The organism is Oribacterium sp. HCP3S3_B9 (assembly GCF_052064255.1).
Classification (GTDB): domain Bacteria; phylum Bacillota; class Clostridia; order Lachnospirales; family Lachnospiraceae; genus Oribacterium.
In genome coordinates, this window is record NZ_JBQHVY010000084.1 from 1 (window position 1) to 445 (window position 445).

Genomic DNA, 445 nt, shown 5'->3' on the forward strand with positions numbered 1-445 from the left:
GGAATCCGGCTGGGAAAAGGGCAATGTCGAGAATAAAGTAGGGACGATCCGGAGAAACCTCTTTGTGCCAGCGCCACACTATCATGACATGGTCGAATATAACAAGACTCTGCTCCCAATGAATAAGCGCAAGGCTGCCAAGCCTCATTACAAGAAGCTGCAGCTGATCAAAGATCTCTTCAAAGAAGATCAGAAGCAGTTCCTGTCCCTTCCATCAAGGCCATTTGATGTATGTCGGTATGATTGGTTCAAGGCAGATGGCTACGGCAAGGTATGCATTGACGGAAAGCATTACTATTCAACCAAACCTGAACTCCATAATCAGAAAGTGTTAATCGGTATCAGAGCTCATTACATTGATGTTCTCGAGGAAAATGGTCAGTTGATCGTACGGCACCGACGTCAATACGGCGATGTACGGACCGACGTTTCTGATTATAGCACG

At 46.3% G+C, this 445-nt stretch carries 1 protein-coding gene; it reads left to right on the plus strand.

Annotated elements, in window-relative coordinates; genetic code table 11:
• Positions 1–445, plus strand: a 445-nt coding sequence (locus ACTNC3_RS11545; RefSeq protein WP_441227520.1) for a Mu transposase domain-containing protein, incomplete at both ends; no start/stop codon positions are given.